The 22,536-nt window shown below is 56.7% G+C and carries 27 protein-coding genes, 1 rRNA gene and 1 pseudogene; 24 read left to right on the top strand and 5 right to left on the bottom strand.

The genetic code is table 11. From position 1 onward, the window contains the following. Window positions 1-101: 101 nt before the first annotated feature. Together ACP5H1_RS01710 and ACP5H1_RS01705 are read right to left on the bottom strand one after the other, a co-directional pair. The gene (locus ACP5H1_RS01710; protein WP_427971029.1) at window positions 102-452 is read right to left on the bottom strand and encodes a hypothetical protein; all 351 of its coding nucleotides are present in this window, start codon (window positions 450-452) and stop codon (window positions 102-104) included. A gap of 16 nt (window positions 453-468) precedes the next feature. Then, window positions 469-1,353 carry a hypothetical protein gene (locus tag ACP5H1_RS01705; protein WP_427970992.1) on the bottom strand — a complete coding sequence of 295 codons (885 nt, stop codon included), beginning with the start codon at window positions 1,351-1,353 and terminating at the stop codon, window positions 469-471. A 126-nt stretch (window positions 1,354-1,479) separates the two neighbouring features. On the opposite strand from ACP5H1_RS01705, the gene ACP5H1_RS01700 reads away from it, so the two are divergent. The 5 genes from ACP5H1_RS01700 (at window position 1,480) to ACP5H1_RS01680 (ending at window position 5,518) form a co-directional block, all read left to right on the top strand. After that, window positions 1,480-2,754, top strand: coding sequence for an ABC transporter substrate-binding protein (locus tag ACP5H1_RS01700; RefSeq protein ID WP_427970990.1), 1,275 nt, complete (start codon window positions 1,480-1,482; stop codon window positions 2,752-2,754). Beyond that, window positions 2,735-3,724, top strand: a complete 990-nt coding sequence (locus tag ACP5H1_RS01695; RefSeq protein ID WP_427970988.1) for a FecCD family ABC transporter permease — start codon at window positions 2,735-2,737, stop codon at window positions 3,722-3,724. Before ACP5H1_RS01700 ends, ACP5H1_RS01695 begins: the two co-directional genes overlap by 20 nt. Then, the gene (locus ACP5H1_RS01690) at window positions 3,718-4,461 is read left to right on the top strand and encodes an ABC transporter ATP-binding protein (RefSeq protein WP_427970987.1); all 744 of its coding nucleotides are present in this window, start codon (window positions 3,718-3,720) and stop codon (window positions 4,459-4,461) included. The genes ACP5H1_RS01695 and ACP5H1_RS01690 overlap by 7 nt, the downstream gene beginning before the upstream one ends. A gap of 55 nt (window positions 4,462-4,516) precedes the next feature. Next, window positions 4,517-5,152 (top strand): superoxide dismutase, encoded by a 636-nt coding sequence (locus ACP5H1_RS01685; RefSeq protein WP_427970985.1) that lies wholly within the window; start codon window positions 4,517-4,519, stop codon window positions 5,150-5,152. 114 nt (window positions 5,153-5,266) lie between these two features. Beyond that, the gene (locus ACP5H1_RS01680) at window positions 5,267-5,518 is read left to right on the top strand and encodes a ferredoxin (protein ID WP_013266416.1); all 252 of its coding nucleotides are present in this window, start codon (window positions 5,267-5,269) and stop codon (window positions 5,516-5,518) included. Between the two features lie 77 nt (window positions 5,519-5,595). Here ACP5H1_RS01680 and ACP5H1_RS01675 read toward each other — a convergent pair whose 3' ends face one another. After that, window positions 5,596-6,108, bottom strand: a complete 513-nt coding sequence (locus ACP5H1_RS01675; RefSeq protein WP_427970982.1) for a DUF1641 domain-containing protein — start codon at window positions 6,106-6,108, stop codon at window positions 5,596-5,598. A 74-nt stretch (window positions 6,109-6,182) separates the two neighbouring features. Between ACP5H1_RS01675 and ACP5H1_RS01670 the strand changes: the two genes are divergently transcribed. The 11 genes and pseudogenes from ACP5H1_RS01670 (at window position 6,183) to ACP5H1_RS01620 (ending at window position 15,747) form a co-directional block, all read left to right on the top strand. Beyond that, the gene (locus ACP5H1_RS01670) at window positions 6,183-6,524 is read left to right on the top strand and encodes an MGMT family protein (protein WP_427970980.1); all 342 of its coding nucleotides are present in this window, start codon (window positions 6,183-6,185) and stop codon (window positions 6,522-6,524) included. A 32-nt stretch (window positions 6,525-6,556) separates the two neighbouring features. Continuing rightward, on the top strand, window positions 6,557-7,810 hold the full coding sequence (locus ACP5H1_RS01665) for an MFS transporter (RefSeq protein ID WP_427970978.1): 1,254 nt from the start codon (window positions 6,557-6,559) through the stop codon (window positions 7,808-7,810). Between the two features lies 1 nt (window position 7,811). Continuing rightward, window positions 7,812-8,448: pseudogene (locus tag ACP5H1_RS01660) on the top strand (TenA family protein). Between the two features lie 51 nt (window positions 8,449-8,499). Beyond that, complete coding sequence (locus tag ACP5H1_RS01655; RefSeq protein WP_427970976.1) at window positions 8,500-9,552, top strand: potassium channel family protein; 1,053 nt, start codon at window positions 8,500-8,502, stop codon at window positions 9,550-9,552. Further along, window positions 9,549-10,367 (top strand): hypothetical protein, encoded by an 819-nt coding sequence (locus tag ACP5H1_RS01650; protein ID WP_427970974.1) that lies wholly within the window; start codon window positions 9,549-9,551, stop codon window positions 10,365-10,367. Before ACP5H1_RS01655 ends, ACP5H1_RS01650 begins: the two co-directional genes overlap by 4 nt. Window positions 10,368-10,427: 60 nt before the next feature. Next, window positions 10,428-11,087: a hypothetical protein gene (locus ACP5H1_RS01645; RefSeq protein WP_427970972.1), complete on the top strand. Its 660-nt coding sequence runs from the start codon at window positions 10,428-10,430 to the stop codon at window positions 11,085-11,087. Next, window positions 11,084-11,368 carry a winged helix-turn-helix domain-containing protein gene (locus ACP5H1_RS01640; RefSeq protein WP_427970970.1) on the top strand — a complete coding sequence of 95 codons (285 nt, stop codon included), beginning with the start codon at window positions 11,084-11,086 and terminating at the stop codon, window positions 11,366-11,368. The genes ACP5H1_RS01645 and ACP5H1_RS01640 overlap by 4 nt, the downstream gene beginning before the upstream one ends. A 92-nt stretch (window positions 11,369-11,460) precedes the next feature. After that, on the top strand, window positions 11,461-12,732 hold the full coding sequence (locus ACP5H1_RS01635; protein WP_427970968.1) for an NAD-dependent epimerase/dehydratase family protein: 1,272 nt from the start codon (window positions 11,461-11,463) through the stop codon (window positions 12,730-12,732). Window positions 12,733-12,737: 5 nt separating this feature from the next. Then, complete coding sequence (locus ACP5H1_RS01630; RefSeq protein ID WP_427970966.1) at window positions 12,738-13,784, top strand: glycosyltransferase family 4 protein; 1,047 nt, start codon at window positions 12,738-12,740, stop codon at window positions 13,782-13,784. A gap of 7 nt (window positions 13,785-13,791) precedes the next feature. Continuing rightward, window positions 13,792-14,892 carry an MFS transporter gene (locus ACP5H1_RS01625; RefSeq protein ID WP_427970964.1) on the top strand — a complete coding sequence of 367 codons (1,101 nt, stop codon included), beginning with the start codon at window positions 13,792-13,794 and terminating at the stop codon, window positions 14,890-14,892. 60 nt (window positions 14,893-14,952) lie between these two features. Further along, window positions 14,953-15,747: an inositol monophosphatase family protein gene (locus ACP5H1_RS01620; protein ID WP_427970963.1), complete on the top strand. Its 795-nt coding sequence runs from the start codon at window positions 14,953-14,955 to the stop codon at window positions 15,745-15,747. On the opposite strand, the gene ACP5H1_RS01615 is transcribed toward ACP5H1_RS01620, so the two are convergent. Then, complete coding sequence (locus ACP5H1_RS01615; protein ID WP_427970961.1) at window positions 15,722-16,807, bottom strand: pelota family protein; 1,086 nt, start codon at window positions 16,805-16,807, stop codon at window positions 15,722-15,724. The two genes, ACP5H1_RS01620 and ACP5H1_RS01615, sit on opposite strands and share 26 nt — an antisense overlap. Window positions 16,808-16,885: 78 nt before the next feature. Between ACP5H1_RS01615 and ACP5H1_RS01610 the strand changes: the two genes are divergently transcribed. Then, window positions 16,886-17,557 carry a V-type ATP synthase subunit D gene (locus tag ACP5H1_RS01610; protein WP_427970959.1) on the top strand — a complete coding sequence of 224 codons (672 nt, stop codon included), beginning with the start codon at window positions 16,886-16,888 and terminating at the stop codon, window positions 17,555-17,557. Here ACP5H1_RS01610 and ACP5H1_RS01605 read toward each other — a convergent pair. Then, complete coding sequence (locus ACP5H1_RS01605; RefSeq protein WP_427970957.1) at window positions 17,529-17,780, bottom strand: hypothetical protein; 252 nt, start codon at window positions 17,778-17,780, stop codon at window positions 17,529-17,531. The genes ACP5H1_RS01610 and ACP5H1_RS01605 overlap by 29 nt on opposite strands. 116 nt (window positions 17,781-17,896) lie before the next feature. On the opposite strand from ACP5H1_RS01605, the gene ACP5H1_RS01600 reads away from it, so the two are divergent. The 7 genes from ACP5H1_RS01600 (at window position 17,897) to ACP5H1_RS01570 (ending at window position 22,458) form a co-directional block, all read left to right on the top strand. Beyond that, on the top strand, window positions 17,897-18,712 hold the full coding sequence (locus ACP5H1_RS01600; protein ID WP_427970956.1) for a nicotinamide mononucleotide deamidase-related protein: 816 nt from the start codon (window positions 17,897-17,899) through the stop codon (window positions 18,710-18,712). Next, the gene (locus ACP5H1_RS01595) at window positions 18,693-18,881 is read left to right on the top strand and encodes a hypothetical protein (RefSeq protein WP_427970954.1); all 189 of its coding nucleotides are present in this window, start codon (window positions 18,693-18,695) and stop codon (window positions 18,879-18,881) included. The genes ACP5H1_RS01600 and ACP5H1_RS01595 overlap by 20 nt, the downstream gene beginning before the upstream one ends. Before the next feature lie 65 nt (window positions 18,882-18,946). Then, window positions 18,947-19,396 carry a metal-sulfur cluster assembly factor gene (locus ACP5H1_RS01590; RefSeq protein ID WP_427970953.1) on the top strand — a complete coding sequence of 150 codons (450 nt, stop codon included), beginning with the start codon at window positions 18,947-18,949 and terminating at the stop codon, window positions 19,394-19,396. A gap of 42 nt (window positions 19,397-19,438) precedes the next feature. Continuing rightward, complete coding sequence (gene rnhB / locus ACP5H1_RS01585) at window positions 19,439-20,110, top strand: ribonuclease HII (protein WP_427970951.1); 672 nt, start codon at window positions 19,439-19,441, stop codon at window positions 20,108-20,110. Between the two features lie 2 nt (window positions 20,111-20,112). After that, window positions 20,113-21,177 (top strand): tRNA (guanine-N1)-methyltransferase, encoded by a 1,065-nt coding sequence (locus ACP5H1_RS01580; protein ID WP_427970949.1) that lies wholly within the window; start codon window positions 20,113-20,115, stop codon window positions 21,175-21,177. 116 nt (window positions 21,178-21,293) lie between these two features. Beyond that, a 5S ribosomal RNA gene (gene rrf, locus ACP5H1_RS01575) occupies window positions 21,294-21,414 on the top strand. A 102-nt stretch (window positions 21,415-21,516) separates the two neighbouring features. Next, the gene (locus ACP5H1_RS01570) at window positions 21,517-22,458 is read left to right on the top strand and encodes an ABC transporter ATP-binding protein (protein ID WP_427970947.1); all 942 of its coding nucleotides are present in this window, start codon (window positions 21,517-21,519) and stop codon (window positions 22,456-22,458) included. The last annotated feature ends 78 nt before the right edge of the window (window positions 22,459-22,536 follow it).

Genomic DNA, 22,536 nt, shown 5'->3' with positions numbered 1-22,536 from the left:
GCTACTTACAGCCATCTTGCACCCGAGTGACCTCACTACGGGCGAAGGTCCCTTAAATCCTGTTAGCCAGACACGTGATAGATTGGAATCAACTTTTGCGTTCAGATATTATGAGTTCCCTCCTGCTGTCTCATGGCCTTGTAGATCGTTGACGCCAGCTTCCTTCCCGCCTTAGTTAAGTCGTAGTAGACGCCGCTTGGCTTGTGGCCCATCTCCCTGGACTTGAACTTAAGCCACGGTTTGACCGAGGAGGTCACTTCCCTCTTAAGCTGTCCCTTGAACCTGGTCAGGTACCCCTTAGCCTCCAAGTCGTTGCACGCCTGCTCTATCTCGTCCTCGCTATACTTAGGGGCCCACCCGCTGGCTCCCATGAGCCTCCTGGCCATGTACCACGGGCTGTCAGGCCCGTACTTGTATATGTGCACCAGGATGAGCTTCTCCAGCTCCGTCAGGGGGGCCTCCCTGTCCTCATCGCTGCTTTCCTTCAATCCTTGACATCACCCACTCCTCAAAGGACCTCCTGAGGGAGGATATCTGAGCGGGGGTGTTATCTGTCAGCCCTCTCACGCTGAGCACTGCATCAACCAGGTCCCTGGTCAACTCATCAAAAACTCTGTAGCTCACCTCGCCCCAAGGGTCGGCCTGGTAAGTCCTCTCCACCAACTTGACGCCCCCGCACTGGGAGTCCTCCGTTATCTTGTACGGCTCGAACACGGCCATCACGGGCTTTCCAAAGTAACCGGCAAGTATTGCGAGGTTCTTGGAGCCCACCTTATTATATATGCAGCCGTCGGAAGTTACGTTGTCCGCGCCTATAAGGACCATGTCTGCGCGTCCCACGTAGGAGCTTGCCGCCGCGTCCACTATTAACTCCACGTCAAGCCTTCTTGACCTGAGCTCCGCCGCCGCGTTCCTCCCCTCGCCTCCTGGCAGGCTCTCAAGAACGTAGACCTTCCTGACCATGTTCTGTAGAGACGCCAGGACGTCAACCACGTTGCTGCTGTAACTTATAGTGATGACGCTTATCGGCTGACCCTTGACTAAGTCCACGGCGTGCCTGACGACCTCCTCCCTTGACCACTTCATATAGTCAAGGAAGGCCTCGGCCCCATCCTTAAGCGTCCTGCCGCTGTAGCACGCCTCCTTTAGCGCCCACACGAGGCTGTCTATACTTCCCATCGTTGGGTTAGCCGATATGAGCAGGCCTGAGATGCTGTCCATGTTATCGCACGACGCCCTGCCGCCCGAGAAGTCGTCAATGACGGCCCTGGCGAGCGTCTCGGCAGACCATGAGGCCCCCCTTATCTGCTCTGATGAAACTTCAAGCACAGCCCTTCGTATACTTTCCAGCACATTGCCCCCAGGGCACGCTGGGAACAAAAAGGGATTTTTCCTTTTCGCAGGGGCTGGGCCTTTTACGTTCACGCTAGGACGAAAGCTTTTAATTAGATGCCTGGATACGGTATCCGGGGATCTCGTATGAGCTTGGGAAACGCCAAGAGGAGGTCCGCGTCAACGGCCTTCCTGGCGGCAACGCTGATAATTATGGTGGTTCTCGTGGGACTGACGGCTTACTCTATGTACCAGGTCCAGGTGATTAACAGAAAGCTCAGCGACATCAGCTCCTCGGTGTCAAATATAAACAGCACGGTAATGAGTGAGGTGTCAAGCAGGCTAGCCAACGAGAGCGAGTACCTTGGGGAGCTGCTCTCACAGCTTAACACTAGCGTCAGCTCCCAGATAGCCAAGATAAGGGGCGAGGTCTCAAACCTTGAGGCAACCATAGGGTTCCCCGTTGCCATAGTTGACGCGCTCAACCAGACGGTCTACGTGCCCTCCATGCCTCACAGGATAGTGACCCTTGACCCGGCCTCCACAGAGATCGTACTTGCCGTAGGCGCGGCCGGCCAGCTGGTCGGAGTTGACAATAACAGCCTCGTGTACCTTCCGCCGCCCTTCAACTACACAATAAACAGGCTCTACCAGAACGGCTCCGTGGCCAGCATCGGCAGCACGTGGAGCTCCCCGTGCGTTGAGGCTATACTTGCGCTGAGGCCTGACCTGGTCATTGGAGCCGCTGGGTGGGGCTACGACGACTACATAGCCTCTGTGCTTAGCCAGTACGGCATACCCGTGCTCCTGCTGCCCTCGTCGAGCTCCCTGAGCGACGTGTATAAGTCCATAATTATGGTAGGCGAGGCCACGGGCCACGTAAAGGAGGCTGTCAGCATTGTAGAGAACGACTCCGCCATAGTTGACTCCCTGGAGTCGAGGCTTCAGGGCCTCCCAGAGGTCAGGGTGGCAATCATAGCCTGGGTGAACCCAACCTACGTGGCCGGCGGCGGCACCTTCCAGGACGACCTTATAACACTTGGCGGTGGGGTCAACGCCTTTGCCAACAGCAGCGGGTGGCCAGTGGTGACCGCCGAGGAGCTCCTTGAGGCGAACCCGCAGGTGATAATATTGATGAGCAACGGGGGGCTCTTCAATGAGTCCTACCTTATACAGTGGCTCAACTCTTCCATAGGGCCGGCCTACAAGAACATCAGCGCCATAGCCTCAGGCAGGGTTTACCTGGTGGAGGGCTGGTACGAGAGCGTCCTGAGCGAACCCTCCGTGCTCGTGCCGTACGGGGCCCTGCTCATAGCTGAGATACTCCACCCGCAGGCCTTCAACATAAGCAGCCTGCCAAGCGTGATCTCGCCGTCAACCTTGGGAGTGCCAGGTGTGAACCTTGAGGGCGGGCCGGCTTAGGTGGCTGGCGCCCCCGATACTGCTGGCGATGGCCTCGCTGGCGTCGGTATCCATAGGCCCCTACTCCAGGGTCGGCCTGCCCCAGCTGGTGGACCTGATGGTAAGCCATAACATACCTAGCACCTACTTTTATATCATAGTATACAGGCTGACCACGACGGCCGCAGCTATAGTCTTAGGCGTGTCCCTGGCCTCAGCTGGGGCGTCCCTGCAGTACACGCTCCGCAACCCCCTCGTTGATCCTTACCTAGCGGGAGTTGCCTCGGGGGCCCTGCTGGGGGTCACGCTCATGATATACCTGGGCCGCGTGGGCTTCCTTGAGCTGTACGCCGCGGCCATGGCTGGGGGGCTCCTGACGCTTGCCCTAGTGACTTTAGTCTCCTCACTTGCTGGCGGCGGCGCTTCCACCTTCTTAATATCTGGCGTCGCCGCCTCCTACGTGTTGAGCGGCCTAACGATGTTCCTCATGATAGACCTGGGCCCGAGGCTGCCCGGGGCCCTTTACTGGATGTTCGGCAGCGTGGCCTTCGTGACGGCTAACATCCTTGAGAAGTCCGCGGCCGTGGCGGCGGCGTCCCTGGCAGGGCTCCTCCTCCTGGCAAGGAAAGTCAACACGTTCATGCTTGGCGACGAGGTCGCCAGGAGCCTGGGCGTCAACGTCAGCCTGGTGAGGGCCCTGTCCTTCCTGCTGGCCTCCTCCGCGACGTCGGCAGTCGTAGCCATGTCAGGCCCTGTTGGCTTCATAGGCCTCGTGCCGCCGTGGCTCGCAAGGCGCATGTACGGGAGCAACTTCACCACCGTGCTTCCGGCGGCAGCCACTATAGGCGCGACCCTCACGGTGCTAAGCGACGTAGCTGCAAGGCTTGTAATATATCCCTCGGAGGCGCCCCTTACCGCCGTCACCAGCGTCTTTGGGGCCCCCCTCCTGGTCTACATACTGTTAAAGTCGAGGAGCGAGGGCTCATGGTAAGCGTGGCTGTAAAAAACCTCAGCTATGAGATAAACGGCGCCCACATACTGAAGGACATAAGCTTCACGCACGGCTCAGGCCTACTAATGATAATAGGTCCCAACGGGGCTGGCAAGACGACGCTGCTGAGGGCCCTGGCCGGGCTTATAAAGTTCAGGGGGTCCGTCGAGCTTGACGGGGTCAGACCTGAGGAGTACCGCAGGTACATATCATATGTGCCCGCACAGCCCTCCCTGGACCCCATGGCCAGGGGCCTCGACGTGGCTCTCGCCATGAACTACAGCCCCCCTGACGGCCTCTGGAAGAAGAGGTTCCTTGAGGTCCTGGGCAGGTTTGGCCTGGAAGGGCTCGCCAACAGGCCTGTCATATCAATGAGCAGCGGCGAGCAGAGGCTCCTGCTCCTGGCCGCTGCCCTGTCCCGCGGCCCGAGGCTGCTCATACTTGACGAGCCAACTGCGTTCCTAGACGTCACCAACAGAACCAAGGTTATTGAGCTGCTGCAGGAGCTTACGGAGGACGGGGTCTCAGCGGTGGTGGCCACGCACGACATAGAGTATACCGCCGTGGCGGACAACGTTGCCGTGCTGAAGTCCGGCAGGCTGGTTTCATTTGGTTCGCCCAGGGAGGCCTTAAGCGAAGAGCTCCTGAGCGACGTCTACGGGATTAGTATAAGGCGCGTGAACGGAAACACGCCATCTTACATGCCTGAACTACTCTTAAAAAGATTTTCTAAGTGAATAATCATACATCAGTTTATATTCCAGCAGTGCCCCGAGCTCCTGGGCGAGAAGAGTGGTCTCCCTCAAGAGGTACGAGCTCCCGCCTCTTCCGTATAATTATGACGCACTTGAGCCAATAATAAGCGCCGAAACACTAAGGTACCACCATGATAAGCACCACCTGGGCTACGTCAACGGCGCCAACGCTGCGCTTGACAAGCTTGAGAAGTACCTCAACGGCCAGCTGACTGACATAGACGTGAGGGCCGTGAGCAGGGACTTTGAGTTCAACTACGGAGGACACATACTGCACACGCTCTACTGGCTTAACATGGCTCCCAAGGGCAAGGGCGGAGGGACCCCTGGAGGCGCCATCGGAGACGCGATAAACAAGTTCTTCGGCTCCTTTGACAAGTTCAAGAAGCTCTTCGGCGACGCGGCCAAGAACGTTGAGGGGGTGGGATGGGCCATACTTGCATATGACCCGGTCACCGGCGACCTGAGGATACTGCAGGTTGAGAAGCACAACAACGTCGTCACCACAAACCTGATACCGCTGCTGGCTGTTGACGTGTTCGAGCACGCCTACTACATAGACTACAGGAACGACAGGGCCAAGTACGTCGACAGCTGGTGGGACCTGGTCAACTGGGACGACGTAGAGGCCAGGTACCAGAAGGCCTTGAACGCGCCAAAACTGATACTTTGATTTCATGAGCAATAAATAAACCTGTATATATTTTTGTTATCATTTAGTTTTTAATTTTTAGGTACATATTCTTGCTTTTTTCTTTCTAAAAACTACTGAGAGGTGGGACCAAAAATGACCATAAAGGTCAGGATAGACCCCAGGGACAACTGCATAGCCGACATGGTCTGCGTGAGCCTGTGCGGGGACGTCTTTGAGATGAGCGACGTGGACGGCAAGAGCCAGATAATAGCCAAGTGGAGGGCCGACCCCAACGACATAAACCACGGTGAAGTGCCGGACGAATTCCAGGACTGCGTTGACGCGGCAGCCAAGAGCTGTCCGACGCAGATAATTCACTACGAGGGGCCTAACGGCTCTTACTGAAGCCAAAAGAGGCCCAGCTTAAAAGCGGGCCTAACGCCAGCCTTCTAAGTCCCAAGGTTTTTGCTGTTGACATAAGATTAAGTTTTTGAGCCTCCCACAGCTCTGTCCGCGGATACCCTGAGGGCCACGCCAAAGGCCTTAAGTATAGCAAGTATGACGCCCACCGCGTAGGCCACGTCAGGGTCTGACATGGCCCTTATCATTGCCATGGGGTCGTAATAGGATGACGATATGAGGTTAAGGCTCTTCTTGAAGCCCTCCGAGGTCCTCCTTATGACCTCGGCCACCTGCGGGTCGCCCAGGGTCCTTGAGAGCTCTATGGCAACACCGGCAAGCCCCTTGAAGGACACCACCAGCTCCTCGACCAGCTTGCCAACCTCCTGAGGGGGCAGCTTTGAGTCCAACACCCTTGATATCTCCTGCGAGGTGGAAACGGCCCACCCGGCTATCTGGCTCGAGGGCCCCTCGCCCTGGCCGCCCTGCTTTGCAATCTCCTCCAGCGACGCCGGAAGGGCGGTGAGCAGCGAGGACACAAAGGCGCCCAGGGCCGCGCCAAGCAGCTGGGCGGCCTTAATGTTGTCTTCGCTCAACCCGCTCTCCTCAGCTTTCCTCTAATAGTTACGCCTTTTTAAAAGTAGTTCCCAATAATTACTTAGGGCCGGCCATGAACAGCCTAGATGAAAGGGTCTACGAGGTCGTCAAGGCAATACCGAGAGGCAAAGCGACCACCTACAAGGCCATAGCCGAGCTGCTGGGCGTTTCCCCCAGGGCTGTGGCCAGGGCGCTCAAGAGAAACCCAAGGCCCATTGAGGTGCCATGCCACAGGGTGATAATGTCCGACAGGAGCCTCGGCGGCTACGCCTTTGGAGGGCCCGAAGTAAAGAGGATGCTCCTGCTATCCGAGGGCGTCAGATTTGATGAAGAGGGCAAGGTGCTCGAGGAATTCATAGTCAGGGACCTGAGGTCTATAGATAAAAATTTATGGGTAACCAGCCATAATATGTAAAGTCTCGCGCTGACAGATAAAGGTGAAACTAAATGAAGGCAGCCAAGGGCAGCGGAGACTCGTTCGCGGTCATAGCGGCCATAGTGATACTTGTAACATTTGGCGCCAGGGCCTCAAATAACATGATAGCCACCACGCTGCCCCTGCTTGTCAAGAGGCTTTTCAACTTTAACGGCCTCGCCGTGGGACTTATAGCCACCGCCTTCATGGGGTCCACCTTCGTCTCGAGCACCTTCATAAACGCCAGGCTTCCCGCGGCGTCCAGGAGAAAGTTCTTCGTGGCAGCTGCTATAGTGTATGCGGCGCTCTTCCCGCTCTACGCCTTCTCAAGCCCCCTGACCGTCTGGGTGCTCGCCGTGGCAGCCGGCATGGCGCTGGGCCCCATAATGCCTAATATAATGACCTCTGCCAGGAGCCTAAGGGACCTCAAGGCAAGGGAGAGGCTTCTGACCATATACACGCTCGCCCTCAGCACGTCCCTACTCGTGGGCCCCGCCATAGACTCCGTTATAGTTAAATACGTTGGACTTAAGGCCTCCTTCATCTTCTTTGAGCCCATAGCCGCCCTTGTGGCCGTCATGGCCCCCCTGGTCAGGTTCCCTGAGGAGGGACGCCCCTCTAAGGGCTCAGGTATGCCCAGGGTGACCTCGATACTCACCAACAACGGGTTCATAGCGGCCTCGCTCAATAATCTGACGTACTCTGTGCCCTTCGCCTTCATAACAAGCTTTGCTGGCCTCTACGCCGAGTACAGGTTCCACGTGAGTAACTCCGTAGCGCTCTTGCTATACTCATTATTCTACACAACGTCATTCTTGGGGAGGCTCGTACTGGCCATAAGGCCCCCATATAACGTGGTAAGGCTAATGATACTCTCGTCAAGCCTCACGCTCCTGGGCCTCGTAGCGGCCTGGGCATCGCCCACGCTTTTAGTATACATGGCCGCGCTGCTGCTGCTTGGAATTCCACATGGGCTCACCTACACGCTCAGCGTGATCTCTATATCAAGGACCTTCGATCCAAGGAGCCTTAACGCCGCTAACAGCTACTTCTTCTCGATAATGATGATAATAGGCTCCGGGCTGCCGGCCGCACTTGGAGCTATAGTGACGGCCGCCGGGTATCAGACCACCATACTGAGCATAGTGCCCATAGTTGCCATTATCTTCGGTGCCACGATGTTCTTCGCCAGGAGGGCCTCAGCCGTGCTTGTCAGGCCCTCCGTGATTACTGAAGCCCCTAAGCTAGCTTTTATTTTACCACTAATAGTAGTAAGCGGGACCTAACTTGGCTAGGGCCTCTGAGGTCCTCAGGCAGTCGGCTGGGGACCTGTGGAGCCAGTACGTGAGGAGCCGGTTTGTTGAGATGCTCCGTGACGGAACTTTGCCAAGGGACGCGTTCAGGTACTACTTGATACAGGACTCTAAGTACGTGGAGGAGATGCAGAGGGCCGTTATAAGGGCGGCCTCTCAGGCGCCCCTGCCAGAGGCAGTCAAGGTCCTCCTGGCGGTCTTTGCAAACCCTGAGCGCGGGGCCGAGGTGCACTCAAGGCTCTTCAGGGAGCTCAACATGAGCGAGGTCGAGGTGAGCTCCACTGGCATGAACCTGACAAGCTACGCCTATACGAGGCATCTTAACTACTACGCATCGCTCGGCTGGCCGGAGTTCCTGGCGGCGTGGGCCCCCCCTGCATGTGGGGCTACAGCGAGGTCGGCAGCTACGTTGTGCACTCCAGCGACCCCCTTTACAGGGCCTGGGGGAGTTCTATGCCTCAGACGACTATAACTCGCGCGTGAGGGCTGTGCTTGATGTGCTTGACCAGTATAGCGTGACGCCTGAGATGCAGAGGGCCTTTGTCAACAGCGTCAGGTTCGAGATATCCTTCTGGGAGTCGGCCCTCAGGAGGGATCCAACGGTCTACTGAGCCCTGCACAAGGCTATTAAGGCCGCCGTCCCATCTAAGCCCAAGGGCTTAATGGTAAGGACTCGCAGCAGGCTGCTGCAGGAGGTGCTTGAGGTCCTCTCAGCACCCTACTCTGTGCTCTCAAGGCTTATGCCGCAGGTGGTGGCCCTTGTCGTTATAATCGCCATAACCGCCTACGTCTTCATGTACTTCCAGCACCTTGACCTAGTGTCTGCAATATACGCGTCCGTGGGCCTGGTGACCACCATAGGCCTCTACACCCCGTCGATAAACGCTATGCCGGACTCCGAAAAGCTGTTCCTGACTGTCCTAGTCTTAGCATCGGTGGCCACCTACACAACCATAGTAATGAGTATAGTCTCAACCATAACTAAGAGGACCGTGTGGACTGACGCCAGGGCCAGGTGGAGGGCTTCGCACGTGAAGGGTCACGTGGTGGTGCTTGGCGACGTGCCTGAGGTGGCGGCAGAGCTGGACAGGATGGGGATTGAGTACATCATGGTTACAAGCAACGAGTCCCTGGCTGCTAGCCTTCAGAACCACAGGGTTATAATAGGGAACCCGACAAGCGAAAGGGAGCTGAGGGCAGCAGGGGTAGAGTCAGCGGCAGTTGTAATAATAGCCCTTGAGAGCGACTCCGACTCGCTCACGGCCCTCATTAGGGTGAGGAGGCTTAACCCGAAGGTCAGGACGGTGGTAATGATACACAACGAGGACCTGACCGACGTGTTCCTAGACTCAGGGGCGACGCAGGTAATTAGGCTCAGGAGGTTCATAGGGAGGGCCCTGGCAGGCATGGCGCTGTCAAGCAACCTTGGAGGGGTTCTGCTGGAGTCCACGGAGGGCAGCAGCAAGGCGCTTCGCCAGGCCGGCTACGGCATCGGCTTCTTCAAGGTTGAGAAGGGCTCCAAGTGCGACGGCATGGCTTTAAGGGAGCTGCCGAAGGGGGTCATACCTGTCCTAGTGGAGCGTAACGGCGTCTTCACTCCATACTTCTCCATGGACTTTAAGCTCAAGGAGGGCGACGGCCTCGTGGTCCTGGGGGACCCGACCAAGTTTACCGGGATAAGGGAGATATGCTCGGCTGGCGGTGAAACCTCTTGAGGGCGATTGTAGTAGCCTCCCCAACGCTCGACAGGGTGAGGCTTCCTAACGGCGTGGTCAGGCTTCAGGCCGGCGGGCCCGCCCTTTACGCCGGCTTCGCCCTTAGGAGCCTTGGATACGAGGTGTGCGCGCTGGGAACCTACGGCCGCCTGGTCAGCCCCACAGTGAAGCTGGAGTCGTCCCTTGGCATAAGGAGGCTCTGCTGCGAGGGCCGCGGCGAAGGCTATGTTTTCGCCCACTACTATGACCCTGAGTCGCCGACCAGGAGGTCAACTATAGAGAGCGTCTCTGACCCGCTCACGGCTGACGACCTTTGCTCCGCCCTTAAGGAGTGTGACCCTGACCTTGTAATCATATCCCCAGTGTACTCAGAGGTGCCCCCGGAGCTGCTGAGCTCCAGCGCGCTTAAGGGCAGGAGAGTAAGCGTTGACGTGCAGGGCTTCTCAAGGAGCTTGGGCAACGGGTGGTGGGAGAGGCTGAGCCCTGAGCACGTTTCTCTGGTTCACCTCTCCAACGATGACGCCGGCGAGTCCGTCGCCGAGTCCCTTGCGAGGAAGTTCCCCAACGTGCTCTATACCGTGGGGCCTGGCGGGGCGCTGATCTACGTTGGCGGCAAGGTCACTGCCGTGCCGTCGCCTCAGGGCAACGAGCTGCTTGAGGACAGGACCGGGGCGGGGGACGTCATGCTTGCGCTGGTCTCGCACAGGTTCCTTATACAGAGCCTGCCCCTTGACGAGGCCTACCTTAGGTCTCAGGAGGACTTCCTTGAAATAATGAGGAGGATCTCTAAGGTTAAGGTGCTCGGCCAGTCCTAGCCTTGGGCGGCCCCCTCAGGTTTATTTTTATACTTTTAAACTTGCCCTCACAGCCAAATCATGGCAGGAGGCCAGCTAATGTTACTTAGGGACTTCATGACGCTGGGCGGCCTGCTGAGCCTGCTGAGCGGGGTAGTGGCGCTGATCACGAGCTACATAGCGTTCATGTACCAGAGGACCGTAAGGGTGTCGCCCCTGAACTACATAAGCTTTGGGTTCCTGCTCCTCGGCATCGGCCTTATAATACAGGGGTGGCTCAGCATGTCATTAGGGTTAGGCGTAGGCAACATATATGAGGACGCCAGGCTGACCTACCTCGCTGGGGTCTCCTACCTGCTCCTGCAGAACGTGGCCTACCTGGTGTTTGCAATAGGTTACACCAAGGCCGCCTACTGGGGGGCCCTGGGAGCCCTGGTGATTGAGCCGAGGCAGCTCAGGGAGTACTTCCTTTTAGGTCACCTCGTGTTCGACTCGTCCCAGGTTATGTCAATAACCCTCCTCTCAATAGTCGTCTTTGAGGGTCTCCTGCTCGAGAGCAGAGGGGGAAGCAAGGTCTCAAGGCTTATCCTGCTCTCCTTCGGCTTCCTGCTGGCGTCGCACGTAATAATGCTGTACTCCTCAGCAGTCAGGGACCCCTACTTCTACATCTATGGCGAACTCGTTCAGTTCGTCTCGTTCGCGTTGCTGGCGATCTTCCTGCTGAGGTGGAGCAGGTATTGAGCAGGTCATCGCCGAGGAGCAGGCTGAAAATCTACTACGACGTGCTGAGAAGCATAGCGGACGAAAACGGCAGGGCGAGGTTCTCACACGTGCTCTCGAGCGCTAACCTTCCCTACGACAGGTTCATTATGTACCTCTCGGAGCTCGAGGAGAAGGGATTTATAATAGAGGAGAGAGGCAACGACGGTAACTACCTAGTGCTGACGGAGAAGGGCATGAACTTCTACCGCGAGCTCCGTAGAATGGACTACTTCCTCAGGGGCTTCGGGCTCTCCCTTTAAATGCAGCCAGAGGCCTTGGAAGGAGCGCACTGTACTCCGAGTACAAACCGCTTATTTGGAGGGAATGACGTTACTAGGAATTGTGAAATGCCATGTCACAGCTCAAGGGACCAATAATAGTTTTCGGCGGCGACGGCTACATTGGATGGCCCCTTGCGATGCACCTTGCGATGAGAACCAGCGACGATGTAGTCATATTTGATAACATGTCAACTAGGCTGCTCGTAAAGTCTGTGAACTCAGACAGCATAATCCCCATAGCCACCATGGCCGAGAGGCTCAAGGCTTTTAAAGAACACACAGGAAGGGACAACCTGATATTCGAGCCAGGCGACGTGAGGGACGCTCAGAGAGTCGACGAGGTAATAGCTAAGTATAAGCCTTCAGCGGTGGTTCACCTGGCTCACCAGAGGTCTGCCCCGTTCAGCATGATAGACCAGAGGCATACTGTCTACACAGAGGTAAACAATGTTGTTGGAAACCTCAACATAATCTTCTCCTTGGCAAGGCACGCGCCCAACGCCCATCTGCTCAAGATGGGCTCCATGGGAGAGTACGGGACCCCTAACATCACTATAACCGAAGGTGACATAGAGGTAGAGTACGGGGGCCGTAAGGACAAGTTCATGTTCCCAAGGATGGGCCAGAGCTTTTACCACCTCAGCAAGATCTTTGACACATACAACCTGCTCCTTGCAAACAAGATCTACGGCCTCAGGGTAACCGACATAATGCAGGGCGTGGTCTTCGGAACAAGGACTCATGAAACCGTGATAGCCGAGGGGCTTCAGACCAGGCTTGACTTCGACTCCACCTGGGGCACTGTGATAAACAAGTACGTGGTTCAGGCCGTCCTCCTGAGGAAGCTCCTGATCTACGGCAAGGGAAGGCAGACCAGAGGCTTCCTGTCGCTGTACGACAGCATCAACGCAATGACCCTGCTCCTCGAGAACCCACCTAAGGATGGTGAGTACAGGACTGTCAACCAGCTTGACATGATCTATGATACGCTGACCCTGGCCCAGATAGTCGCTGAGGTCGCCAGGGAGTACGGCATAGACGTTGACTACGAGAGGATCGAGAATCCAAGGGTTGAAAAGGAAGAGCACTTTTATGATGTAGAGCACAGGATACTCCCCTCCCTTGGGTTCCACAGGGAAAAGGACATGAAGGATGTCATAAGGGAGATCTTCGAGGACGTCATAAAGTACAGGTCCAGGGCTGAGTCCATGAAGGAGCTTATCTATCCGTATGCCAGGTGGAAGGACTCGTATGTCTACGACAGGCAGGGCTTCAGCCTGCCCAGGGAAGTCGAGAGGCCACTGACCGTAAACGAGATACTCAGGCTGGCGGGCTTCGGGTGACACGGTTGGACGAGCTTAAGGTGCTGCTGCTCTCCGAGTATGATAGGAGGATTGGGAAGTTAAGGAGGGGGCCGCTGCTGAGGCTCCTCAGCCCGCCCCCGCACGTGAGGTACTTTGTCCTGCAGCGCTCAAAGATGTATGAGGCCCCAGCCAACTACAGTGAGCTCTCGCCCCTGGAGCTCCTCAGCTCGCTCGTCAGGCAGGCCTCAAGGATCCTCAGGACGCCGCTCGGGGAGGGCTTTGACCTGGTCCACAGCTTCTTCATAGACCTAACTCGCACCTCGGCGCCGTGGATTCACGAGAGCGACGAGAGCCCTGGCCAGTACCTTGACGAGTACGTTAACGTGCCAGATGTCGCCAAGAACGTTATTACGGGGACCCTCGTGGACAGGCTTGTTGATGACAACTGTAGGGCCGTGGTAACCTGGTCCAAGTGGGCCCACGAGGGCTTCGTGAGGGACGGAGTGCCGAGCTCGAAAGTTCACGTCATCCCTCCCCCAGTTTCCGTCAAGAGCAGGAGGCCCCACGACGCCGTTAACATACTGATAATAGCCAGGGATCCCATTAGAAAGGGGCTCGACTTGTCGCTCAAGGCGTTTGTAAGGATTCACAGGTACTTTAACAACGTGAGGCTAATAGTGGTTGGCCCCAAGGCGTCAAGGCTCACCAAGGTAGGGCTTAAGGGAATTAGGGCCTTTGACAGGGTTGACGACGATACCCTACATAACGTCATTATGCCCACGACCGACGTAGTGCTTGCCCCAAGCAGGGCTGAGGCGTATAACTTGACGGTGCTTGAGGCTATGGCCTACGGGGCCGTACCAATAGTGACTAACGTAGGCGCCCTTCCTGAACTTGTCGGGGAGGCGGGCCTTATAATCGAGAGGGACGACTACGATATGCTTGCTGACTCCCTGGAGAAGCTCGTTAGCGACCAGAGCCTCAGGGAGAGCCTTTCGTTAAGGGCACAGGAAGTCGTCAGGAGGGACCACGACCCGGAAGTTATAGGGGAGAGCCTACTTAAGGTGTATAGGCAGGCTTTAGAAGGCTGAGGGGCTCTTGAGGAGGGAGTCCATAGGCTTCGTGCTTTCCGCCGCCTCCATAAGGTTCGCCACCGCGTCCCTTCAGGCAACCGCCGTGGCCTTTCTCGCGCTCACAGGCATTAGGACCCCGCTCATCTCCTACATGGTAATCTTGATGTGGGCGTCCATAGCCATTGGCTCGCTTGCGGCGACCCTGGCTAAAAGGGCCAAGGCAAGTAGCCTTATAGGGCTCCCGCTCATGGCGCTGGGGCTCATAACCTTAGCCGTGAACCCAAAGCTTGCCGCCCTAAGTATCATGGTTGCAGGCTTTGGGTCTGGGATGGCAGGCTCCGCGCTGGCACCGTCGTTGCACAGGCTTTCATCAAGGGAGAGACCCATGGAGGGGCTGGGCAGCTACTCCCTGGGTCTCTCCGTTGGACTCATCACTGCCACTCTGGTCTCCTCGCTGATGCCGCCCTCAAAGCTCGGGATCGTCTTCATCGCTGCTGGGGCGGTGGCCGTTGCCTCAGCGGTTCACGTGCTCTTAACGCCAGTGCCGTCCCACGCCAACATACACATAAGGTTGCCCGGGCTCAGTGACGTCAAGAAGTTCTTCACCACGCGGAGGTTCGCTAAGGCCTTTTACGTGAACTTCCTGTACTCTACGATATTTCCGCTGGTCTTATCTTACTGGTCCCTTTACGCAATTAAGGTGCTAGGCATGAGCACTGAGCAGGCCTTTGGGCTCCTGACGGCCATGTTTGTAATATCGGCAGCCATAAGGCTTGCCTCCATTAGACTCAGGAACGTGAGGGCCGCGGAGATCACAGCGCTGGCAGCCCTCACAATATCAACCATCCTGCTGTCGACTAACGTAACAATGCTTGTGACCGCTGGCATTATACTCTTCGGCGTGCCTCACGCGCTTGTTTATCCAGTCTCACTCTATGAGTCGTTCGAGTCGTCCCCTGACAGCGAGATTAAGGTCAGTTACGTGATAGCTCTCTCCTCAGGCGCTGGAGAGGTTCTCGCCCCACTTGTGGCCTCGCTTATGGTTGCGCTGGGCGCTATAGAACACATATACATAATTTCTGTGCCACTCGCGGTCGTCACATTGTCGCTGGCCCTGGCCCTCTGAGCCCGATGACCAGTGCTTCCACTTTAAATCGCTGATTGGAACAGCTGCAGGGGATAGGAGATGAGCAAGGAGGTGGAGGACCTCAGGTCGCTGGTTGTCAAGATAGCCGAGGGGGCCGCCAGGATGCTGAGGGAGGAGTGGTGCACGGACTCAACAAAGAAGGTCAAGGGGGAAACCATAAGGGCTGACCTTGAGTCCGAGAGGGCCATATTCGAGGACCTCAAGGCCCAGGGCCTAAGCTTCAGGATGGTGAGCGAGGAAAGCGGAGTCATGGGCAGCGGGGACTACACCTTCATAGTGGACCCCCTGGACGGGAGCCTAAACTATGAGAACTGCATACCGTGGTGCTCGGTTTCCATAGCTGTTATACCTCCAGGCTCCAGGTCCCTGTCCGATGCAGTGGCCGGCGCGGTGGCCCCCATAGGGTTCGGCAATACTATATCCTTTGGCAGGGGAGAGGGGTGCTTTGAGGGCGACGAGAGGGTCTCGCCGGCGACCTCTGAGAGCGAGATAGTTTTTGTCTACGTCGAGAGGCCCGAGGAGGCTTACAGGATATCCAGGCTTTTCAATTACATGCCTAAGCTCAAGGTCAGGAGCCTCGGCAGCTCAGCCCTGGAGATAGCCATGGTGGGCCTTGGCAGGGGGCTCGCCTTCATTGACCTCAGGGGCAAGCTGAGGAACGTTGACGTGGCCGCGGCCCTTGGCATAGCCAGGGAGTGCGGCGCCGCCACACTGAACTCCAGGGGCAATGAGCTGAGCGGGGACATAGATAAAGTGTCGGTGGTCGGTGATGTTATAGTGGCCAGGAAGGAAAGGGCAGGTGATATCATCAGGGCGATCTCTGAGTCTCCCTGAGCTCCCTGGGCACCTTGTACCTCAGGATGGCTATCACGCCTCCCATTGAGGCCACGGTGTCTGAGGCCGGGGACTCCCTGGTTATCACTACAACTTCTCCTCCCCTGGACTCCACGACCTCAACTATATTCTGGGCCGTCTCCCTCTCACTATCGTCGATGGAGTAGAGCAGGGAGTCAATTATAACCAGGGACTTCACCGCTCCCAGCTCCGCCGCCAGCTTTACCTCAGGGAGCGTGTAGGCCACCAGGTCGGGACTTGTGGAGACGAGCTTCATGAACTCGTCAAGTATGCTCTCAGCCCTGACGCTATTCATCTCGTTAAGCGCCTCCAGCACGCTCTGCCTCCTCATAACTTCATAGATCCCCTCTACTCCCCCGGAGGATACCGTGTCCTCTACGACTCTCATGCCGCGGGCCAGGAGCCTTACCTTTGACGCCACCTCGTCCTTCACAGTGGTTGGGCCTGCGACTACAACTACGTTTGCGCTCTCCTTGGAGGCCTGCTCGACAAGCTCGTTGGCAATCCTATCTATGGCCTCCTCAAGGTTGGCCTCCCTCCTCGGGTCATCCTTGGAGCCCAGGGAGAGCGGGTTCTCGTAAAGTACCCTTAGGCCCACGGGCGTCAGGACCGCCACTGCGTAGCTCTCGTAGTCCACAGCGAGTATGATTGCCTTGCCCCGGGGCCCGCTCGCCCTCAGCTTCTCTATAATCCTCTGGCTCCACCCCCCGTCCCTTATGAGGGTTACCCACTGGTTGAGCCCTATGTAAGCCGACTGGTGCTTGCCCTTGACGCCGAACCTGTCCGGGCCTTCCTCAATGACGCCAAAGATCCTCAGGGCTCCAGTGAACGGCTGAAATTCCACGTTCTCAACCCTTAACAGGACCTCGATGGGTCTCCTCTCCTTGCTCTTCGCGTCCCTTCCGCTCACGTCACGGGTGACGACTGTCCTGATGAGGTCCCCCTGCCTTAAGGTCATAGCTAATGTCCAGAGGTCCTCCTCGCTTCTGGGCAGCACCTCTATGTACCTGGCCTTGGAGTCCAGCAGCCTGACTTCCATGCCGTGCTTCCTTCCCTAGTCCAGGTGGACCGCACCGCTTAAAGTCTAGCATAGCCCGCAGACACTGGGGCCTGAGGCTTGGCCATAGACGTCAGGAGCACGCTGCCAACCAAGATAAACCTGATAAGGCTGCGAAGGGAGTACGCTACCATAAGGAGAATTAGGAGGGTACTTGAGGAGAAGAGGGACGTCCTGCTTCACTACATAAGGAGCGTCGCGGAGGACTACAACAGGTACCAAAAGGAGGTCTACAGCAGGCTTGAGGAGATGTTCACGGAGTTCTACAGGGGTGAGGCCTCCGAGGGCATACAGAGGACGTGGGCCTACGCCAATTCCGTGAAGAGCTCGCTCAGGATAAAGGCCGGGGTTACGGTTATGTTCACGGTAAGGGCCCCCGTGTTTCAGCTCATACCGACGTCTGTGGCGACTCCCGCCATACCTCCCGGCTCCTCACCTGACCTGGTAGAAAGCTACGTTATGCTAAGGGAGGAGGTGCCCGCAATACTCAGGCTCGCCCAGTACGAGGAAACCATAACTAGGCTGATAGAGGAGCTGAAGAGGACGCAGAGGCTCATCAACTCGCTCGATTACGTTATAATACCAAGCTACGAGAGGGCCATAAAGTTCATATCTATGGTGCTTGACGAGAGGGAAAGGGAGGACTTCGTCAGGCTGAAGCACCTCAAAAGAATGCTCATGACAGCTGAGGAGAGCAGGGCCGCTAGGGCGCCAACGCCCCAACAACTATGAATACCACGGCAAGGCCTACTAGCACCGCCAGGAACTTGCCCGGCGTCAGGTTTCCTACGGCTTTTATGCCCCTGGCTATGAGCACCACTCCCCCTATCACTATTATGGCGAACAGCATCGCAACGCCCGCTAGGGCAAGCACGTTACCTGCTGAACTCAGCTGGAGCCCGCCAAAGTGGCCAAACACGGAGTTTACAGCGTACTGCAGGGCCTCTAAGGTCACCCCTTCTCACCGCTACTTACTTACTCCTAGGGCTCACTAAGGGTATCACGCATAGTAATACTTCCGAAGCGCAACGCTGTTTTCCCTCGGACCTCACTTAGTATGAGGGTTTGCATATGGCCCTACAGCAGGGCCCTAAGGCGTGGCTGCTGACCATAGGCAACGAGATATTGATAGGAAGGATAGTAAACACCAACGCCGCGTGGCTCGCCAGGAGGCTGACCTTCTTAGGGTTCAGCGTTGAGAGGATCATAGTGACCCCAGACGACCTTGAGCAGATAGGCGATGAAATAAGGAGGGCCCTGTCACACGGCGCGAGGCTAGTCATAACCACCGGGGGGCTCGGGCCAACATATGATGACAGGACCCTGGAGGCCGTGGCCCTGGCCACTAACCGCAGGCTTGTGCTGAACAGGGAGGCTTACGAGATGGTCTTAGCCAAGTACAGCCAGGGCGGCATGCAGATGACTAAGGAGAGGGAGAAGATGGCCTACATGCCCGAGGGGGCGGTGGCGCTGAGGAACTCGGCGGGGACCGCCCCAGGCTCATGGCTTGACCTCGGCAGCACCATAATTGTCTCACTCCCGGGCGTGCCCAGGGAGATGGAGGCGATATTTGAGGAGGAGGTGATGCCAAGGCTTAAGGCTATAGCCCCGCAGCTCTCAGTGGTGGAGTGCGGCTTCAAGGTAGTTGGCGTGCCCGAGTCGTCGCTCGCCCCCTTCGTTGAGGAGGCTGAAAGGAAGAACCCTGGCTGCTACGTAAAGAGCCATCCCAAGGGGGTGGAGGTCGGGAACCCCATCCTAGAGATAAAAGTCCTGGCCTCAGATAGCACAAGGGAAGAGGCCCTGACTAAGGCCATGTCGGCCCTGGAGGCTGTCAAGGTTGGAGCGCAGAAGCTCGGCGGAGAGATTAGTGAGGAGGGCTGTTCGTGACAAGTTAGTGTTGACCTTCTCCATAGCCGCCGCAGGGGGCGCCCTGGTTGTCATGAGCCCCAGGCTTGGCAAGGCTTACCTTTTCCTGGGCGCAGCAATAATGTTAGCGGCCCCCTGGCTCTCATACCTCATCATACTTTGGCTCTACAGGGACGAGGTGCTTCGCTAGGGCTAGCGGCGTCTAAACGGCTTTATATAAATTTTCCCGCGAACCTTACTATGAGGAGGTAAGCCTTGGCTGAGAACCGCGCAGGACCGCCTAAGCTGAAGGTGAGCGGCGACCCAGAGCTGATAAAGCTCGTGGAGGACGCGCTCAAAGAGGTCTATGACCCGGAAATACCTGTTGATATACTCAACCTTGGCCTAGTCTACGAGATAGAGGCCACCAAGGAGAATGGGAAGCCCAAGGTCAGGGTACTTATGACGCTGACGGCCGTTGGCTGCCCGGTGACAGGCTCAATACTAGGCTACGTCGAGCAGGCCATATTAGACAGGGTTCCTGGAATCGGTGAGGATGACATACAGATTGACGTTACTTTTGACCCGCCCTGGAGCCCTGACATGGTCAGCGAGGAGGGCAGGGAGCTGCTCAAGGAAGTATATGGCTACGACGTAGTTGAGGAGTGGAAGCAGAGGTATCAGCAGATGAACGAAGAGCAGAGCCCACAGCAGGGCAACGCGTAAAGCCCTACCCAGAGCTATAGCCGTTAGCGTAGGCAGGGCGTCGTGAGCTGGGTAATAGGCGTTGACGAGGCTGGAAGGGGGAGCCTTGTCGGAGAGCTGATGCTAGCGTGCTTTGCAACCAAGGAGGAGAACCTGGGCCTCCTTAAAGATATGGGCGTGAGGGACAGCAAGCAGTTGACCCCCCACTCGAGGGAGGCGCTCTACAGGTCTATAGTGAGGCTTGGCGAGTTCGTTGTAATTCCAATACCGCCAGCCGAGATAGACAGGGAGAACGTCAACATGCTTGAGGAGAGGGCCGCGCTCAAAGGACTAAAGGTCCTGCTCAGCAAGTTGAGGCCTGAGCTCGTCAAGGCCATCTATATCGATAAGTTCGGCGAGCTCAGGGTCCTTCCTGGGGAGCTTAAGAGGCTCGGCTTCAGGGGGAGGCTCGTAGTGGAGCCTAAGGCCGACGCGAACTACGTCGTAGTCTCAGCGGCGAGCATAATTGCCAAGGCAATAAGGGACCGCAGGATAGAGGTGCTCAGGTCAATGTATGGGGTTGAGGGCAGCGGCTACCCCTCGGACCCGCTGACCGTGAGCTGGGTCATGAAGGTGCTCTCCTCCGGCGCCAGGCCTCCAATAATAAGGTACTCCTGGGGCACCTTGAGGGGCACCAACGCTTTTGTTAGGAAAGCTAAAAGCCCTAGGAGGACACTTGAGGACTTCATGGTATAGGGGTGCTGGAGACGAGCGATAAAGTTCAGCAGAGCCTAGAGTCAAGGCCTTCTGGGGCCCTCCTCAAGCTTATGGACGCCTATGGTTATGACGTGCTTGGGTCAAGGGAGTGGCTCGAGGGGGACAGGCTCTACAGGCTGGGCTTCCAGTACGCAGCGGTTGAGATGCTGATAAGGGAGTACTTCCTCGGCGAGGAGGCCTTCAAGGGCAAGAAGGCTTACGAGACCGAGTGGAAGGGCAAAAACAAGTCAATAGTGTACGGCAAGGGGGACGTTAACGCTGATGCGGTGATAGTGAGGAAGACCTCGCCCACTGAGAAGACTGTACCGTGGAGGGCGCTCCTTGACTACCTGCCTCAGCCCCCGCTTCCCCTCTTCGTGATAGACCTCAGCATGAAGTTCCTGCACACGCCCGAGGAGCTCTCTAAGCTCAGGCTTCAGCTGGGCGTCACGCTCTCAGTGATAAGGGAGTACCTGTGGGACGCCCACATGTCAATAACGGGAGCTGATGAAGAGACCGCCAAGTGGATAAATGAAGTCATGGGCGTCAACAAGGTTGCCATAGTCAACGCCAGGCCCAGCGAGGTCCTCTGGGGGTACGACGCCGACAAAGTCATAATACTGAGGCCTGACGCCTCTACGCCCCTCAAGCCAGACGACGTGATGACCGCTGATGCCTTCCTGATAGGGGGCATTGTGGACAAGATACCGAGGCCTGGCCTCAGCAGAATGCTCGACAGCCTGGTGCCGTGGGGCGTGCCAAGGAGGATAGAGCTCAAGGGCTCTGTAATAGGGGTTCCCGAAAGAATAAACAGGATAGTAGAGGTCCTCCTCAAGAGCCGCTACCTCTACGGCGGCGACATAGAGAAGGCCATAATAACAACTATGAGCAAGAAGGACAGAATAGCGAGGGCCTACAGGGAGATAGTAAAGTACTCCAACGACAAGGGCACAAACAGAGTAAACAATGGTCTCTATGAACAGCTAAGGTCATGGCTTCCCCTCACCTATGACGAGTTCCTTGAGGCCGCCAGACGCGCTCACGTGGAGGTTATCAACAGCGACTGAAACAGCGTTCTTTGGCTTAAAGTGACAAAGGCCTAGGCCTCTGGTTAAAAGGTCTTCAGTGCGTCACTATCGTAAGGAAACACTTATTTACCCCATTCTGGAAACTGTAAGCCTGCCGGCCCGGCCATAGTGGCCTGGCAACACCCGGACTCGCCTCGAACCCGGAAGTTAAGCAGGCCACGTTGGAGGGGGCAGTGAGGTCCGAAAGGCCTCGCAGCCCCCTCCACGCCGGGGCCGGCGCTTCTGAAGATCCTCGGCCTAAACTAGGGCCAGGGCTGACGCGTGATAAGGAATTAAAGTATTAAAGTTAAGGGTCCACAGAAGGCAGGGTACTGCTACTTGGGGCTCTCAATAAGGGGCCTAGTTAAGAGCTTCGGAAAGCACCGAGTACTAAACGGCATAGACCTTGATGTTCACGACGGAGAGCTTTTTGTGATACTGGGATACTCCGGGTCAGGAAAGACTACCCTGCTCAGGTGCATAGCGGGCCTCGAAAAGGTCGACGCAGGAAAAATATACATAGACAATGTTGATGTCACGAACCTGCCTCCAGGCAGGAGGTCCGTCTCCATGCTCTTCCAGAACTACGTTCTGTACCCTCATAAGACAGTCCTTGAGAACATAATGATGCCCATAGAGGGCGAGCCTGACGCGCGCAAGCGCGCCATCGATATGGCTGAAGAGCTTGGCATAAGGGACCTGCTTGACCGCTACCCCTCACAGCTCTCCGGAGGGCAGCAGCAGAGGGTCGCCCTGGCCAGGGCCCTGGTCAGAAGGCCCAGGGTGCTCCTCCTGGACGAGCCCCTGAGCAACATAGACGCGCCGCAGAGAATATCAGCAAGAAGGTTCATAAAGGACCTGCAGAGGAGGGAGAGGATAACCACCATATACGTCACGCACGACCAGATAGAGGCCATGGCTGAGGCCGACAGAATGGCGATAATGATGGAGGGAAGGATACTTCAGGTGGGCACGCCAGAGGAGCTCTACTATGATCCCGCTAACAAGTACGTGGCCGCATTTGTTGGGGACCCACCCATGGCTATAATTGACGGCTCTGTACTCGGCCTCAAGGGGACGATAGGCGTCAGGGCTGATGATGTAATCATAGGCCAGGGCCCATACGAAGGCGTAGTCGACACTGTAGAGTTCATAATGGGCAGGTACCTAGTCCACATAGAGCTTGGAGACTACGAAGTTAGAGGTTACTCCAACCAGAGGCTAAAGGAGGGTGAAAAGGTCAGATTTAACATACTTAAGTTTAAGACGTTTGAAGAGTAGTTGCACTCCAACTAATGAACTTACTTGCCAACTCATCGCCTTTTAAAAACTCTCAACGATCCCTCGAGCTGGGACTGT

Origin of the sequence: Acidilobus sp., from assembly GCF_049973875.1 — an archaeon.
Classification (GTDB): Archaea; Thermoproteota; Thermoprotei_A; order Sulfolobales; family Acidilobaceae; genus Acidilobus.
Note: the sequence above shows the minus strand (reverse complement) of the source record. Positions and strands in the feature narration are given on the sequence as shown.

Excerpts from the sequence above, each read along its gene's own strand:
- ACP5H1_RS01700 (WP_427970990.1), top strand. The coding sequence starts at position 1,480 with ATGAGCTTGGGAAACGCCAAGAGGAGGTCCGCGTCAACGGCCTTCCTG.
- ACP5H1_RS01690 (WP_427970987.1), top strand. The coding sequence starts at position 3,718 with ATGGTAAGCGTGGCTGTAAAAAACCTCAGCTATGAGATAAACGGCGCC.
- ACP5H1_RS01680 (WP_013266416.1), top strand. The coding sequence starts at position 5,267 with ATGACCATAAAGGTCAGGATAGACCCCAGGGACAACTGCATAGCCGAC.
- ACP5H1_RS01670 (WP_427970980.1), top strand. The coding sequence starts at position 6,183 with ATGAACAGCCTAGATGAAAGGGTCTACGAGGTCGTCAAGGCAATACCG.
- ACP5H1_RS01665 (WP_427970978.1), top strand. The coding sequence starts at position 6,557 with ATGAAGGCAGCCAAGGGCAGCGGAGACTCGTTCGCGGTCATAGCGGCC.
- ACP5H1_RS01655 (WP_427970976.1), top strand. The coding sequence starts at position 8,500 with ATGGTAAGGACTCGCAGCAGGCTGCTGCAGGAGGTGCTTGAGGTCCTC.
- ACP5H1_RS01645 (WP_427970972.1), top strand. The coding sequence starts at position 10,428 with ATGGCAGGAGGCCAGCTAATGTTACTTAGGGACTTCATGACGCTGGGC.
- ACP5H1_RS01635 (WP_427970968.1), top strand. The coding sequence starts at position 11,461 with ATGTCACAGCTCAAGGGACCAATAATAGTTTTCGGCGGCGACGGCTAC.
- ACP5H1_RS01620 (WP_427970963.1), top strand. The coding sequence starts at position 14,953 with ATGAGCAAGGAGGTGGAGGACCTCAGGTCGCTGGTTGTCAAGATAGCC.
- ACP5H1_RS01615 (WP_427970961.1), bottom strand. The coding sequence starts at position 16,807 with ATGGAAGTCAGGCTGCTGGACTCCAAGGCCAGGTACATAGAGGTGCTG.
- ACP5H1_RS01600 (WP_427970956.1), top strand. The coding sequence starts at position 17,897 with ATGGCCCTACAGCAGGGCCCTAAGGCGTGGCTGCTGACCATAGGCAAC.